The sequence below is a fragment of the Oscillospiraceae bacterium genome (assembly GCA_025758045.1).
In the GTDB taxonomy this organism is placed as follows: domain Bacteria; phylum Bacillota; class Clostridia; order Oscillospirales; family Ruminococcaceae; genus Gemmiger.
In genome coordinates this window covers 2,822,152-2,836,152 of record CP107208.1, presented here as the reverse complement: position 1 = coordinate 2,836,152, position 14,001 = coordinate 2,822,152, and the positions used below count along the sequence as shown (strand labels likewise).

Here is a 14,001-nt window from a genome sequence, read left to right as displayed (position 1 = left end):
ATAAAAAACGGCCTTTCCCTTTGCAAACCGCAAAAGGAAAGGCCGTGTGTCGTTATAATTTACTGCAAGGTGCTGGGACGGGAGATATAAATCAGGTTGGAATCGGCGATAAAAGTCTGGAAGTTGTACAAGATCAGCACTTCATCGTAGCCTTCCTGCTCAATGGTGGAGTCCAGCCCATACTTAAAGTTGCGGAAATCCACCACGCCGATCTTGCCATAGTTGGCGGTCAGGTAGGGGATAAAGCTATTGGCGTAGCTGTCCTTCACTACCAAAATGCTGCCCTCGCCGTCGCCCTCGATGACCGAGTAGCCGTTGTTGCCGTCCAAAAATGCGGCGTACTTGTCCCGTGTGTTGAACTTCATCGTGTTGATGAGGTTCTCAGTGGTCTCCGGCTCATAGGAGGCCTCGCCGGTGATGCGGTAAATGGTCATCTCGTTTTTCAGCGGGTAGTAGGTGATCTCGTCGTTCTCCACGTTCCACAGCCGTGTGGCCGAATAGTGGGTGCCTTGGAAATCCGTCACCGTGATCGACTCATGGGCGTCACGGTCAAAAGGCGTCAGGCCCTTCATTGCGCAGAACTGCTCATACGCGCGGTAGGCGCCGTTGGGCGTCCAGTGGTGGTCGGTCTTAAAGTACAGGTACTCGTTCTTGTCGGCGGTAAAGGTGGGGCGCAGGTCCAACACGCTGGCATTTTGACCAACCGTAGTAAAAATATCGTCCAGCATCGCGTTCTCGTCCGCCATCGGGGCACCGGTGGGCAGCTCCTCGGGATAGATCACACTGGCCGAGGGCGCCAGCAAAAACGTCACCTTACCGGGATGAGCCGCCGCAAAATCGCTGACAGCCTGCACGTTCTTAGCAAGCTGCTTCTGGGTGGCATCGTCCACGGTAAAGAGCTTCGTATACATCCAGTGGTCCTTGCCCAGCAGGATGCCGCCCTCCTCGACTTTCTGGAAAACGATTTCGTCCGCCGCGCGCTGGGTGTTGACCCAGACATCACGCAGGGCAAACTGGTCCTGCATCCAGCGGGCAAACCCGCTCTGCCAGCTGCCGTCCAGCAGTGCCGAAACGCTGAACGCCGGCAGCTGCGCGGCCTTGCGGTTTTCCAGTTCCAGCTGGTCGCGCTTGGGAAACACCAGATTCACCAGCGAAAACCCAAACACGACCACCGCGCCCAGAATCAGCAGCGGATAGGGGGAACGGCTCTTTTTTTCTTTGCGGTATACAACTTTTCCCATGATCCCGTTCCTCCTTTCAGAAATTGGCGTACAGGGCCGTCGTGTTGGTGGCGGCCACTACATAGGCAATGCACAGCAGCGCCAGCAGGGCCGAGACCACCGCTTTTACCGCCGTATTGCGGCTGATGCGCTCCCACAGCCAGCGGGGCAGCACCGACGAACACACGCAGCCCAGCACCAAAAATACGCCGTAGTTGCGCAGATAATACACCGGCGAGATGCCGCCCTGGGGTACAAACAGCTTGTTGAGCAGCAGCCCCAGCGGCGCACCGGGCTGGTTGGCGGTAAAGATGCCCCAGCCCAGCACCACAAAGAACAGCGTGTAAATATGGGCCGCAAGCGGGCATTTCTTCAGGAATTTCAGCAGAAAATTCTTCTCGATGACCAGCAGCACAAAATAGTACAGCCCCCACACGATGAAGTTCCAGTTGGCGCCGTGCCAGATGCCAGTGGCGGCCCAGACGAGGAACATGTTAAGCATCTGCCGCGCGGCGCCCTTGCGGTTGCCGCCCAGCGGAATGTAGATGTAATCCCGGAACCAGCCGGACAGGGAAATGTGCCATCGCCGCCAGAACTCCGTAATGCTGGCAGAAATATACGGCAAATCAAAGTTGGCGGCACAGTCAAAGCCCATCAGGGCAGCGAGGCCGTTGCTCATCTCGCTGTACCCGGCAAAGTCAAAGTACAGCTGCAGCGAGTAGGCAATGATGCCCAGCCAGGCCAGCGGGGTGGAAACATTGCTTAGCCCCACGCCGCCCGTGCTGATAATATCGGTCCACAGCGCACCGATGGAATCCGCCAAGATCACCTTTTTGGCAAGGCCAAACAAAAACAGTTCCACGCCGCGCTCCATCAGCGCCGCATTGCAGCGGTTTTTGTAGTTGTGCAGCTGCGGGGCCATATCACGGTACTTGATGATGGGGCCTACAATCAATTGCGGGAAGAACAGCACATACGCCGCAAAGGCGATGGGGTCTTTCTCGGCCTCTACCTTGCCGGTGTAAACGTCGGCTTCGTAGCTGATAATTTTAAAGATGTAGTAGCTGATGCCCAGGGGCAGCACCGCACCTACATCCAGGGCGGCCAGACCAAAATTCCCGATGTGGTTCAGGGTATCGATCAGGAAATTGGCATACTTAAAGTAGACCAGCGCCGCCAGGTTGACCAGCACCGCCACGGCAGGCAGCAGACCTTTCAGTTTGGCTTTGGTGCGCGCTGTCAGCAGCCCCCACAGGTAGTTGAATACGATCAGGCAGACAATCAGCGGCAGATATTCTACACCGGTCCAGCAGTAGAACAGCAGGCTTTCCACCAGCAGCACCACATTTTTGCCCCGCCCGGGGATGAGGTAGTACGCAAGCAGCGCCAGCGGCAAAAAGCAGAACAGGAACACAACGCTGTTAAAAACCATCCGCGCGATCTCCTTTCTTTTGTTTACAAGAACAGGCCGTTACCCAGCGGGGTAGCGGCCTGTTGCATCCATACGATAGTTTAGAAGTTCAGTGCCGTCTCCAGGGCGGTATCAATGGCGCTGTAGTCAGGGTTCGAAATGCCGGCGATGACGATGGCAACATAGTCGCCATTGGTCACGATGCGGGCATCCTTGGCCAGGGCGACCTTGTCGGCAAACTCGGCATACAGGTCGTTGGCAGACAGGCTGTCTTTGTAAGCCTGCAGTTCGCTCTCGACATCAGCGGCCTTGCCGGGCTTGGCCTGGGCCACAAACACGAGGCCGCAGTCAGCCTGGTCGTTGGTCACATCGCCCTTGTAGCCGGCAATGTTGTCCATGGTCAGCATCAGCTCGTTCTCAACAGAGAAGTCGTCCAGTGCGCGGGGGTTGGCGATGGGGTTGACCTCTTCCAAAGCGGATACAGCAGCGTCCAGATTGGCGGTATTGGCTTTGGCATCATCGCTCACGACAATGTCGGTCTCGCTGTCAGCACCGCCGATGGTGCTCTCTGCGGTGGACTCGGCAACAGACTCAGAAGCTACGGTGCTCTCCGCAGCCGAAGAAGCAGCGGAGCTGGCGGAACTGCCGCAGCCAGCCAGCAGGGCAGCGCACAGCAGGATAGGAAGTAACTTTTTCATGAGTAGGATCTCCTTTTTCATATCTTTTTCATAATGGTATGGTATGCTTTTAAAAATAAGCATCGGCATGCTATACCGATACTCTAATAGGATACACCATATCCCTGTTTTTTTCAAGCCGTTTGGCTCGAATCCACGCCGGAAAAGCTGTGTGAAAATTGTAAATTTTTTAGGTAGTCTGCGCGGGCTGCTACCTTATTATAGTAATCCTGCTTGCAAGAAAGGGGAGACTACCCTATGCGCAGCCAAAAATCCCGAGAGGTCGCCTGGACGGGCATGCTGTTTGCCCTGGCCATCGCACTGTCATTTTTAGAATCCGCCATCACGCCGCTGCTGGGCCTGATGCCCGCCATGAAGCTGGGCCTTTCCAACCTGGTGGTCATGTACGCGCTGCTTTTCTTAAACGCTCGTACAGCGGCGGAGCTGGTGCTGCTCAAGGCTCTGTTTGCCCTGTTGACCCGCGGGCCGACAGCTGGCTTTTTATCCCTGTGCGGCGGCGTGCTGTCCTTCCTTGTATTGTGGGGGCTGCTGCACCTGCCCGCCTCGCCGGGAGAGTTCATCTTCACGGTCAGCGGTGCGCTGGCCCATAATATCGGCCAATTGCTGGGAGCCTCGGTACTGCTGTCCAGTGCGATGGCATTAGGCTATGCGCCGGTGCTGCTGGTGGCCGGGCTGTGCGTGGGGGCGTTGAGCTGTGTGCTCTCCAAAGCTTTGTTTGCTGCTATGCCCAAAAATGCGCCGGGGAGAGGAAACCAATACAAACTTTTTAAAAAATAAGATTTATTCTTAAAAATATGAAAAAGACTATTGACAAAAGTGGTATAGTTCCGTATAATATAGGCAATGAGACAGGAACTTGTCTCAGGAGCAAATAAGAGCAATAAAACGGAAAATCCAAAATTACAGGAGGCAATTTATTATGACGAAGTATGTTTGCACCGTTTGTGGTTATATCGCTGAAGGCACCATCCCCGAGTTCTGCCCGGTCTGCAAGGCCCCGGCTTCCAAGTTCATCGAGAAGAAGGACAACACCTATGTAACCGAGCATGTTGTCGGCATCGCCAAGGACGTGCCCGAGGAAATCAAGCAGGGTCTGCGCGAGAACTTCAACGGCGAGTGCAGCGAAGTTGGCATGTACCTGGCCATGAGCCGCGTGGCTGACCGCGAAGGCTACCCCGAGATCGCCGAGGCCTGGAAGCGCTACGCCTTTGAGGAAGCTGAGCATGCTTCCAAGTTCGCTGAGCTGCTGGGCGAGGTCCTGACCGACAGCACCAAAAAGAACCTGCAGATGCGTGTTGACGCCGAGTGCGGCGCCTGCGCCGGCAAGATGGACCTGGCCAAGAAGGCCAAGGAACTGAACCTGGACGCCATCCATGACACCGTCCACGAGATGGCAAAGGATGAGGCCCGCCATGGCCGCGGTATGCAGGGCCTGCTGGATCGCTACTTCAAATAATCTGGGCCACATCGCCTAATACAAAAGGGTCGAAGCTTCGGGCTTCGGCCCTTTTGCTTACCCACCGCGGCAGGCGAAGAATGTGCCCTGCTGGTTGCAGCCCGCGTAAAATACCTCGCTTTTCTGCCCGATGCCCACGCTGTGCAGCTGGCTTTCCAGCCAGCTTACGCTGCGGCCGGAGGCTTTCAGGTTATCTTCCATCAGCTGTCCGTCCAGAATCAGGTCATACCACGCACTCACCGGCTCCGGCGTCAGCTGCAAGTCCTGCGGGGTGACGGGGCGGCTGCCGCTCTTGGGCAAAAAGCTGATCTGGCCGTTCGTTTCCAAAATGGCGGTTTGTATTTCGTTGGGGTCAAAATACCCGGCCACGCGGGCCTGGCCCAAAAACTCGTTCAAATCAATGGACGCGCGGGAAAGATTCTCCTTAAAAATGGTGCCGCTCTCCATCAATACCAGCGACCGCCCGCTCCACAAACTGCGCATAAAGATACTGCGGCAGGCAGTAAAATGCACGACCCAGGTCACCAGCCCGTACACGACCATGGCGGTGACAGGGCGGTACCACTGTTCCAGATTTGTCGCCAGCTCGGCAGCGATAGAACCGGTGGTCACGGCGTTCAGATAGTCAAAGGGGCTCATCTGGGAAATTTGCCGCTTGCCGCCCCACCGCGTCAGCAAAAACATCCCCATCAATGATACAAGGCTGGTAATGACGACTTGCCCGATTTCCACAAAAACATCTGCCATACAAAACCCCTCCTGCACAATATTTTGGGCCGGGGGCTAGCAGTTTATCCCAAACCCTTGCACTTTTTGCAAGAAACCGCTACAATAAATATACCTGTTACTATCAGGAAGCATAGGGGAAAGGGGCGCACCATGCAGCAGTTGTTTATCATCAATCCCGCGGCCGGCAAGACCGACGCCAGCGTGGTGCTGGTGCCCCAGATCCAGGCGGCCGCTGCCCGCGCCGGGGTGGACGTGCAGATCGAGATCACCCGCAGCCGCGGCCACGCCCGCCAATTGGCCGAAGCCGCCGCAGCCAGCGGGGAAGAAGTACATATCTACGCGGCAGGCGGCGACGGCACGATGAACGAAGTGCTGCAAGGCACGGCCAACCACCCCAATATCGCGGTGGGCTGCATTCCCTGCGGCAGCGGCAACGACTATGTGCGCAACTTCGGCGCCCCGGCGGATTTCTTGGATATGGATGCCCAGCTGGCAGCCGAAGCCTTCCCGGTGGATCTGCTGGCAACGCCCCAGGGCTACGGCATCGACATCTACGCCGCAGGCATCGACGCCCAGGTGGCCAACGGTATCCCCAAGTGGCGGCGCATCCCGCTGTGCGGCGGGACCACCGCGTACACCCTGTCCATCCTCGAAGCCGTCTGCAGCAGCTTCAGGCATCACCTGCATATTCAGGCTGATGACCGGGAACTGGACGGCGTCTACATGATGCTGGCTATCTGCAACGCCCGCATGTACGGCGGCGGCTACTGTGCCGCCCCCAACGCCAGCCTGGACGACGGCCTGCTGGACGTGGTGCTGCTAAAGCCGGTGCCGCGCCTGAAGCTGCCCGGCCTTTTGGGCGGCTACAAAAAAGGCGAGCACCTTACGCCGGACGGTACGGTGACCGAAAAGTTCCGCCCGTACTTAACGTACTTCCGCACATCGGCCATCGACATCCGGGTGCTGGATCCAAAGCCGATGATCACCACCCTGGACGGCGAATGTTCGCCCCAGAAAACGCTGTACGCCGAGACGGCACGGCGCAGCGCCCATATCCTTTTGCCGCCAAAACTCGCATACAACGCACCTGTTCTGCAGGTCATGGGAGAGTAAGCAATGTCTGAGAAAGTAAAAGTCAAAATCACCCGCAATGTCAGTGTACTGCCGGCTATCGCCCTGCGCGGGCTGGTGGTTTTCCCCAATAATATCGTCCACTTTGAGGTGGGCCGCGCCAAATCCATCGCCGCCATCGAGGCTGCCATGCACGCCAACAGCAGCGTTTTCCTTGTCGCCCAGAAAGAGATGGACGTGGAAGAACCCACGATGCCTGACCTCTACGGCTACGGTGTCATCGCCGAGATCAAGCAGGTGCTGCGCGTTTCCGACGACCTCGTCAAGGTGCTGGTGGAGGGCAAGACCCGCGCCCGCCTGCTGGAACTGAACGATGGCGACTTCCTGCAGGCCAGCGTGCGCCCGGTGCCGGTGCGCGGCATCGGTGCCGATAAACGCACCCAGACCGAGGCCCTCGTTCGTAGTCTGAAAGACTGCTTTGAGGAGTACCTCTCCTACAGCCCGCAGATCTCCAAGGACATCATCTATAACATCGTCAGCTCAGACAGCCCGCTGTTCCTGAGCGAGTACATGCCCGCGAACCTCTTGCTGAAATACGAGGATAAGCAGACCATCCTGAATGAGTCCTCGCTGCTGAGCCGCTTGGAAAAACTGCTGATGCTGCTGCGTCAGGAGTGCCAGGTGTTGGAAATCGAGCGCGACCTTGATGATAAGGTCAACGCCTCTTTGGACAAAGGCCAGCGGGAATACTACCTGCGAGAGCAGATGCACATCATCAGCGAAGAGTTGGGCGATTCCGAAGATACCCGCGCCGAAGCCGATACCTACCGCCAGAAGATCGCCGCCCTCAAGCTGGACGACGAATCCACCGAAAAGCTGCTGAAAGAGTGCGACCGTCTGGCCCGTATGCAGTCCAACTCCGCCGAAAGCGGCGTTATCCGCAGCTATCTGGATACCTGCCTGGGCCTACCCTGGCACATCACCACCGAGGATGACCTCGACCAGGCCCACGCCCGCAGGGTGCTGGACCGCGAACATTACGGTTTGCAGAAAGTCAAAGAGCGCATCCTGGAACTGCTGGCCGTGCGCAAGCTGAACACCGAGGTCAAGGGCCAGATCGTCTGCCTCGTCGGCCCTCCGGGCGTCGGCAAGACCAGTATCGCCCATTCCATTGCGGACTGCATGGGCCGCAAGTTCGCCCGCATGAGCCTGGGCGGCGTACATGACGAGGCCGAGATCCGCGGCCACCGCCGCACCTACATCGGCGCCATGCCGGGCCGCATCATCAGCGCCATCAACTCCGCCAAGTCCTCCAACCCGGTCATCCTGCTGGACGAGATCGACAAGCTGGCGGGGGACTACAAGGGCGACCCCTCCAGCGCCCTGCTGGAGGTGCTGGACCCCGAGCAGAACCGCACCTTTAAGGATAACTACCTCGACATCCCGTTCGATTTGAGCGAGGTGCTCTTCATCACCACCGCCAACGATGCCTCCACGATTCCCGGCCCACTCTATGACCGTATGGATGTCATCGAACTGCCCAGTTATACCCGCACCGAAAAGTTCAACATTGCCAAGCGCCATCTGCTGCCCAAACAGCTGAAAAACAACGGCCTGGACGGCAAGGTCACCATGACCTCCGGCGCGATTTATGAGATCATCGACGGCTACACCCGCGAAGCCGGTGTACGTAACCTGGAGCGCACCATCACCTCGGTGCTGCGCAAGTGTGCCCAGAAAATTGCCGCAGGCGAGACCGAAAAGATCAGCGTCTCCGGCACGATGGTCAAGTCGCTGCTCGGCCCCGAGAAGGTCAAGCCGACCTTCATCTCCCGCACCGACTCCGTCGGCATCGCCAACGGCTTGGCCTGGACCAGTGTCGGCGGAGAGATGCTGCCCGTCGAAGTGGCGGTCATCCCCAACGGCACCGGCAAGATCGAAATCACCGGCAGCCTGGGCGACGTGATGAAGGAAAGCGCTCAGCTTGCCGTCACCTATGCCCGTGTCCATGCCGAGGAGTACGGCATCGCTCCCGACCGCTTCAAGAACACCGACCTGCACATCCACGCCCCCGAGGGCGCTGTGCCCAAGGACGGCCCTTCCGCCGGTGTCACGCTGACCACGGCGCTGGTCTCGGCCCTGTCCGGCATCCCGGTGCGCCATGACCTGGCCATGACCGGCGAAATTACGCTGCACGGCAATGTGCTGCCCATCGGCGGCCTGAAGGAAAAGAGCATGGCCGCCTTCCGCGAAGGTATCTCCACTGTGCTGATCCCCAAAGAGAACGCCACCGACCTCTACGAAGTCGATGCCGAGGTCAAGGAGAAGATCCACTTCATCCCGGTGGAGCGCCTGTCCCAGGTGCTTAAGCATGCACTCATCATGCCCGGCCATGCTGCCGCCCGCAGTGCCCACGCCATGCCCCAGGCCACCAACCTGATTGCCGGCGAAAAGCCCGTCGCCAAGGACCCGGCCACTGTAATGTAAAGGAACCACTATGAACTACAATAACTGCGAATTTCTCGCATCCTACGGCTTGTCCCGCCAGTTGCCGGACAGCGACCGGCCGGAGATCGTTTTTTCCGGCCGCTCCAATGTGGGAAAATCCAGCCTCATCAATAAGCTGTGCAACCGCCGCAAACTGGCCCGCGTCAGCGCTACCCCAGGCAAAACGGCCACCATCAACTTTTATAAAGTGGATAAGGCCTACTTTGTGGACCTGCCCGGCTACGGCTACGCCAAGGTCTCCAACGCCGAGCGCGAACGCTGGGACGAGTTGATCAATACCTATTTCGAGGACGACCGCAGCGTCTGCCTGCTGGTGCAATTGCTGGACAGCCGCCACGCTCCCAGTGCCGACGACGTGCAGATGCTGGAGTATTTGCACTACCATCGTATCCCGTTTGTGGCCGCCCTGACGAAGGGCGATAAGCTGAAAAAGAGCGAGATGGCCGCCCGCCAGGCTGAGTTTGAGGAGATCTGTGCGCCCTACGGCTGCCAGAAAGTCATCCTGACCAGTGCCGAGAATGGCCTGGGCATGGAAGAACTGCGCACTCTGCTGGAAGCCGCCGCAGTAACGGAGTGACCCATGGCCTACAACGAATTTGCCTATTTTTATGATGAACTCAACAGCGAGGCCGACTACGACGCCCTTTACCGCTATGTCACCGACGAACTGGCGGCCCACGGTATCCGCGACGGCATCCTGGCCGACCTGGGCTGCGGTACCGGCGATTTGACCCTGATGCTGGCCCAGGCGGGCTATGACGTCATCGGCATCGACCGCTCCGAAGAGATGCTCAGCGTCCTGCGGGAAAAAGCCGATGAGCTGGACATGACTGGCCGTATTTTGCTGCTGCGGCAGGACCTGCTCTCGCTGGACCTGTACGGCACCATCCGCGCGGCGGTCTCCACCTTTGATACCTACAACCATATCGGCCCGGTGGATCAGTTTGAAAAAGCCATCCGCAAAGCGGCCTACTTTATGGAAAAAGACGGCGTTTTCATCTTTGACCTGAACACTCCGTATAAGCACCAGAAAATTCTGGCGGGGGAGACCTTCGACATCGAGGCCGAGGACGCCGAGTGCCACTGGACCAACCATTTTGATGCAGCCACCGGCCGGGTGGACATTACCATCGACATAGACTACCACGAGACCGGCGAACACTTTAAGGAGTCCTTCAGCGAGTACAGCTACCCGCTGGATCTGGTAACGTCGCTGCTGGAAAAATATGGCTTCACCGTGGCCAAGGTTGCCGACGGCGAGGACTTTGGCCTTGTGCGGCCCGACAGCCCGCGCTGGATCATCACGGCTGTCAAACAATACACCCAGGAGGGGAAAAGAATAAATGGAACAGAATCATAACATGCTGCGCGGCATCTCCGAGAACGGCGGCATTGTCTTTTACGGCGTGGATTCCACCGAGATCGTGTGCGAGATGGAGCGCCTACACAAGACCAGCGCCGTCACCACGGCCGCGTTGGGCCGCCTGCTGACGGCTGCCTCCATGATGGGCATTATGCTCAAAAGCACCCAGGATTCTGTCACCCTGCAGATCAAGGGCGGCGGCCCCGCAGGTCGTCTGCTGGCCGTTTCCGATGGTACCGGCAACGTTAAAGGCTATGTGGAGAACCCTGTTGTAGAGCTTCCTCCGCGGGTTGACGGCCACCTGAACGTGGGCGCGGCCGTGGGTAAGGACGGCACGCTGGACGTGATCCGTGACCTGGGCATGCGCGAACCGTACATCGGCCAGGTGCCCCTGACCTCTGGTGAGATCGCTGAGGACGTCACCACCTACTTTGCCATCAGCGAACAGATCCCCACGGTCTGCGCCCTGGGCGTACTGGTAGATAAGGACCTGAGCGTGCGCTGTGCAGGCGGCTTCATCGTGCAGCTGCTGCCCGGCGCTACCGAGGACGAAATCAACCACCTGGAAAAGAACATCAAGGCTATGCCCAGTGTCACCACTATGCTGGAGGAGGGCAAGACTGTCCGCGATATGCTGGCGCTGGCGCTGGAAGGTTTTCAGCCGGATATTCTCGACAGCTACCACGTGACCTACCGCTGCGATTGCAGCGAGGAGCGTGTGGAGAATATGATCCGCAGCCTGGGCAAAAAAGAAGTGGAAAAGCTGCGGGATGAAGACCCCATTGCTGAGGTGAATTGCCAGTTCTGCAACAAGAATTATAAGGTGGACCTGAACGAACTGCTCAAAAAATGGCCTGCCAGCGATGAAAAGCAGGAAATTGAAAAAACCTGAAAAAATCGCAAAAAAATTAGAAAAAATGCTTGACTTTTCGCTCGTTGTCAGCTATAATAACATACGTCGCCCGGAGAGAGCGGCTGAGCAAAACCTCTCCAACATGCGGCCGTAGCTCATCTGGTAGAGCGCCACCTTGCCAAGGTGGAGGTAGCGAGTTCGAGCCTCGTCGGCCGCTCCATATGGGGAAGTTTAGCTCAGCTGGGAGAGCATCTGCCTTACAAGCAGAGGGTCAGCGGTTCGAGCCCGTTAACTTCCACCAATGTGGCCCGGTAGTTCAGTTGGTTAGAACGCTAGCCTGTCACGCTAGAGGTCGTCAGTTCGAGCCTGATTCGGGTCGCCATTATGCCTCTGTAGCTCAGTCGGTAGAGCAGGGGACTGAAAATCCCCGTGTCATTGGTTCGATTCCGATCGGAGGCACCATTTTCTTGTGTATTCTTCGCAAAGAATGCACTTTTTATGCGGCCGTAGCTCATCTGGTAGAGCGCCACCTTGCCAAGGTGGAGGTAGCGAGTTCGAGCCTCGTCGGCCGCTCCAGACAAATAGTGGAAACCGGCTCCAAAAGCCGGTTTTTCACTCATTATGGTGACGTGGCCAAGTGGTAAGGCAAAGGTCTGCAAAACCTTCATTCACCAGTTCAAATCTGGTCGTCACCTCCATAAGACTGTGATGAAAAAGATGTCACAGTCTTTTTTCTTTGTTGTAGCGTCGAAAATCAGTGATTTCGCCAACCAATTTTTGGACACGGTTTTACAGTGTTGTCCAACCATTTTGGGGCGGTTTGCCCACCTTGATTCCCACTTTTCTGCCGCTTTCTGGAATTTGGCAGGGGAGGGGGCAATTTTTTTGAGAAAAAACAGAATAAATCCTGCTGCTTTCAGAATGTTTTCAATTTCCTCGTAGCCAATTTTCTGAAGTGACCCCAAAAAGTTAGACAATATTCTGAAGTAAAAATTGTTCAAGCAGCCGAAAGGGCTTGCTGTCTGTGAATTGCAGGCGGCAAGCCCTTTAGCTTTGCCTTGATCCTGCGGTTGTTGTAGTAGTCTAGATATTCGATCAGTTCCAGTTTGAAGTGTTCCATGGAGCGGAACTCCTGCAAATACAGCAGCTCACTTTTGAGCAGCCCGAAGAAATTTTCTATCACAGCATTTGGCGCAGTAAATTTCTGCGACTATTCATTATGGAGGCTCCAAAATGGCAAATAGTTTGGAGATTTTGCGACTTAATTATCTCGGTTATACGCAACGGATGATTGAGTCAACGATTCACTGCTCACGGCATACAGTACGGCAGGTGTTAGATGAGGCTGCGGAGAAGAACATTACGTGGTCCCTCAATGGCGACATCATCAATGAGGATTTGGAGAAAACTTGTTTCCCCGGCAAATACAAGATCACTAACATGTATGAACAACACAAAACGAGGAGCTGCTGCACTTGGGTCTCCTCTGTGCAACAGCTCCTTTTGTTTTCGTTATCCGTTAGAGGCAGTCGGCTCTTCCAGAATGCGCCAGCCGTCCATCAAATTCGCATTATCCATAATAAAAGTGTGAGCCGTATCCTGCCCCCAGGAATTGTCGTATTTCAGCATCAGGTAATCGCTCAACTCAGTTCGATTTTTGAATTTTAATAAACGATATGGCTCCTGAAAAGCGACCTTTTCCACGAAATATACGGCATCCGATGTGGGAAGCATAACGCCGACATGGCCAATCATAAGGGAATTGTCTGTTTCAGAAAACTGATCGTGTAGAACTACGGAGATAAGACGAATTTTATCATCTTCTACAAAGGATAGACCGCGCCTTTTCCATTCCTGCTGAATTGCTTTTAAATGCGTGGGAATGTCGGTTGTGTTGGTAGTTTTAACGGGAGCAAACAGCGCATCGAATTTCTGCCTGTTGTCACCACAAAGGGCCTCGGGGTCAGTATCCAGCGTTTCATAGTCCATAAATAAAGTGTCCTCGGCTGCATTGAAGTCTGCTTCGCCAGTGACGGTGATGAAATCACCGAAAAGTCCACAGGCGGTGATTCGACAGTTCCAGCCAGGGAAGGTGCCATATTTTTCCGCCCATACATCCTGCATAGAATACGGATCATATTTCAAATCCAGAGGCTTTGAGGTTTCAAATCCTGTGGTGAGCCATGCTGGATCTACAGCGCTATTGAATTTTTGAACATGTTCAAAGAAGGTTTGTATCCGAAGGTCAGATACGCCGGCGTTTTGCAAAAGATCGGAAAGAAGATTCTGCGTATCCGCATCTGCTAAGTTGGAATATTCAATCTGCTGAAGGACTGGAAGAGAAGGGGTTTTACTGCATCCTGCCAGAAATGCACCGCAAAAAAGTGCAGCGGTGCAGACAAAAAAGGTTCGGAATTTCAAAAATAATCACCTCGCTGTGTTTTTGAGAAGATTTTTCCTATCGAAAATGCCAATATATGAGAAAGATATAATCGTGTTGGCTTCGCAATAAATGATAGCACAGATAAATGAAGAAAATCAATGATATCTGACAAGTGTGAGCATTATAATATTGTAGTATATACTTTGGGGAAAGGAATGAGGGTTTAAAAAGGGAATGTAATGTATAATAAAACAAAACGGAAAGGCCTATAAGATTCAAGGCAGGTAAACACTGTGAACCTTATAGGCC

At 55.6% G+C, this 14,001-nt stretch carries 12 protein-coding genes, 6 tRNA genes and 1 pseudogene; 13 read left to right on the top strand and 6 right to left on the bottom strand.

What is annotated here, in order from left to right:
• Positions 1–59: 59 nt before the first annotated feature.
• From OGM81_13340 to OGM81_13330, 3 genes are all read right to left on the bottom strand, one after another.
• Positions 60–1,241, bottom strand: coding sequence for a DHHW family protein (locus tag OGM81_13340; GenBank protein ID UYJ43289.1), 1,182 nt, complete (start codon positions 1,239–1,241; stop codon positions 60–62).
• A gap of 16 nt (positions 1,242–1,257) precedes the next feature.
• Positions 1,258–2,652: an MBOAT family protein gene (locus tag OGM81_13335; protein ID UYJ43288.1), complete on the bottom strand. Its 1,395-nt coding sequence runs from the start codon at positions 2,650–2,652 to the stop codon at positions 1,258–1,260.
• Positions 2,653–2,732: 80 nt separating this feature from the next.
• The gene (locus tag OGM81_13330) at positions 2,733–3,329 is read right to left on the bottom strand and encodes a DUF4358 domain-containing protein (protein UYJ43287.1); all 597 of its coding nucleotides are present in this window, start codon (positions 3,327–3,329) and stop codon (positions 2,733–2,735) included.
• 237 nt (positions 3,330–3,566) lie between these two features.
• Here OGM81_13330 and OGM81_13325 point away from each other — a divergent pair, with 237 nt between their 5' ends.
• Together OGM81_13325 and OGM81_13320 are read left to right on the top strand one after the other, a co-directional pair.
• A complete protein-coding gene (locus OGM81_13325) occupies positions 3,567–4,106 on the top strand; it encodes a Gx transporter family protein (protein UYJ43286.1) in 540 nt (179 codons plus the stop codon).
• A gap of 142 nt (positions 4,107–4,248) precedes the next feature.
• On the top strand, positions 4,249–4,785 hold the full coding sequence (locus OGM81_13320) for an NADH peroxidase (GenBank protein UYJ43285.1): 537 nt from the start codon (positions 4,249–4,251) through the stop codon (positions 4,783–4,785).
• A 57-nt stretch (positions 4,786–4,842) separates the two neighbouring features.
• Here OGM81_13320 and OGM81_13315 read toward each other — a convergent pair whose 3' ends face one another.
• A complete protein-coding gene (locus OGM81_13315; protein UYJ43284.1) occupies positions 4,843–5,532 on the bottom strand; it encodes a DUF421 domain-containing protein in 690 nt (229 codons plus the stop codon).
• A 132-nt stretch (positions 5,533–5,664) separates the two neighbouring features.
• Between OGM81_13315 and OGM81_13310 the strand changes: the two genes are divergently transcribed.
• From OGM81_13310 to OGM81_13260, 11 genes are all read left to right on the top strand, one after another.
• On the top strand, positions 5,665–6,627 hold the full coding sequence (locus OGM81_13310; GenBank protein ID UYJ43283.1) for a YegS/Rv2252/BmrU family lipid kinase: 963 nt from the start codon (positions 5,665–5,667) through the stop codon (positions 6,625–6,627).
• Positions 6,628–6,630: 3 nt separating this feature from the next.
• A complete protein-coding gene (gene lon / locus OGM81_13305; GenBank protein ID UYJ43282.1) occupies positions 6,631–9,072 on the top strand; it encodes an endopeptidase La in 2,442 nt (813 codons plus the stop codon).
• 10 nt (positions 9,073–9,082) lie between these two features.
• Entirely contained in the window at positions 9,083–9,670 is a 588-nt protein-coding gene (yihA, locus tag OGM81_13300; protein ID UYJ43281.1) for a ribosome biogenesis GTP-binding protein YihA/YsxC, read from the top strand.
• Between the two features lie 3 nt (positions 9,671–9,673).
• Positions 9,674–10,453: a class I SAM-dependent methyltransferase gene (locus tag OGM81_13295; protein UYJ43280.1), complete on the top strand. Its 780-nt coding sequence runs from the start codon at positions 9,674–9,676 to the stop codon at positions 10,451–10,453.
• On the top strand, positions 10,437–11,348 hold the full coding sequence (gene hslO / locus OGM81_13290; GenBank protein UYJ43279.1) for an Hsp33 family molecular chaperone HslO: 912 nt from the start codon (positions 10,437–10,439) through the stop codon (positions 11,346–11,348). The genes OGM81_13295 and hslO overlap by 17 nt, the downstream gene beginning before the upstream one ends.
• 105 nt (positions 11,349–11,453) lie before the next feature.
• Positions 11,454–11,529, top strand: a tRNA-Gly gene (locus OGM81_13285).
• Between the two features lie 5 nt (positions 11,530–11,534).
• Positions 11,535–11,610: transfer RNA gene (locus OGM81_13280), tRNA-Val, on the top strand.
• 4 nt (positions 11,611–11,614) lie between these two features.
• Positions 11,615–11,691, top strand: a tRNA-Asp gene (locus OGM81_13275).
• A 4-nt stretch (positions 11,692–11,695) separates the two neighbouring features.
• A tRNA-Phe gene (locus OGM81_13270) sits at positions 11,696–11,771 on the top strand.
• Positions 11,772–11,809: 38 nt separating this feature from the next.
• Positions 11,810–11,885 (top strand) — tRNA-Gly (locus OGM81_13265).
• A gap of 47 nt (positions 11,886–11,932) precedes the next feature.
• Positions 11,933–12,007: transfer RNA gene (locus OGM81_13260), tRNA-Cys, on the top strand.
• A 299-nt stretch (positions 12,008–12,306) separates the two neighbouring features.
• Here the strand turns inward: OGM81_13260 and OGM81_13255 are convergent.
• Positions 12,307–12,498: pseudogene (locus tag OGM81_13255) on the bottom strand (IS3 family transposase).
• Between the two features lie 323 nt (positions 12,499–12,821).
• Positions 12,822–13,730: a DUF4300 family protein gene (locus OGM81_13250; protein UYJ43278.1), complete on the bottom strand. Its 909-nt coding sequence runs from the start codon at positions 13,728–13,730 to the stop codon at positions 12,822–12,824.
• Positions 13,731–14,001 lie beyond the last annotated feature (271 nt).

Coding starts and splice junctions, on each gene's coding strand:
- OGM81_13340 (UYJ43289.1), bottom strand. CDS start 1,241: ATGGGAAAAGTTGTATACCGCAAAGAAAAAAAGAGCCGTTCCCCCTAT.
- OGM81_13335 (UYJ43288.1), bottom strand. CDS start 2,652: ATGGTTTTTAACAGCGTTGTGTTCCTGTTCTGCTTTTTGCCGCTGGCG.
- OGM81_13330 (UYJ43287.1), bottom strand. CDS start 3,329: ATGAAAAAGTTACTTCCTATCCTGCTGTGCGCTGCCCTGCTGGCTGGC.
- OGM81_13325 (UYJ43286.1), top strand. CDS start 3,567: ATGCGCAGCCAAAAATCCCGAGAGGTCGCCTGGACGGGCATGCTGTTT.
- OGM81_13320 (UYJ43285.1), top strand. CDS start 4,249: ATGACGAAGTATGTTTGCACCGTTTGTGGTTATATCGCTGAAGGCACC.
- OGM81_13315 (UYJ43284.1), bottom strand. CDS start 5,532: ATGGCAGATGTTTTTGTGGAAATCGGGCAAGTCGTCATTACCAGCCTT.
- OGM81_13310 (UYJ43283.1), top strand. CDS start 5,665: ATGCAGCAGTTGTTTATCATCAATCCCGCGGCCGGCAAGACCGACGCC.
- lon (UYJ43282.1), top strand. CDS start 6,631: ATGTCTGAGAAAGTAAAAGTCAAAATCACCCGCAATGTCAGTGTACTG.
- yihA (UYJ43281.1), top strand. CDS start 9,083: ATGAACTACAATAACTGCGAATTTCTCGCATCCTACGGCTTGTCCCGC.
- OGM81_13295 (UYJ43280.1), top strand. CDS start 9,674: ATGGCCTACAACGAATTTGCCTATTTTTATGATGAACTCAACAGCGAG.
- hslO (UYJ43279.1), top strand. CDS start 10,437: ATGGAACAGAATCATAACATGCTGCGCGGCATCTCCGAGAACGGCGGC.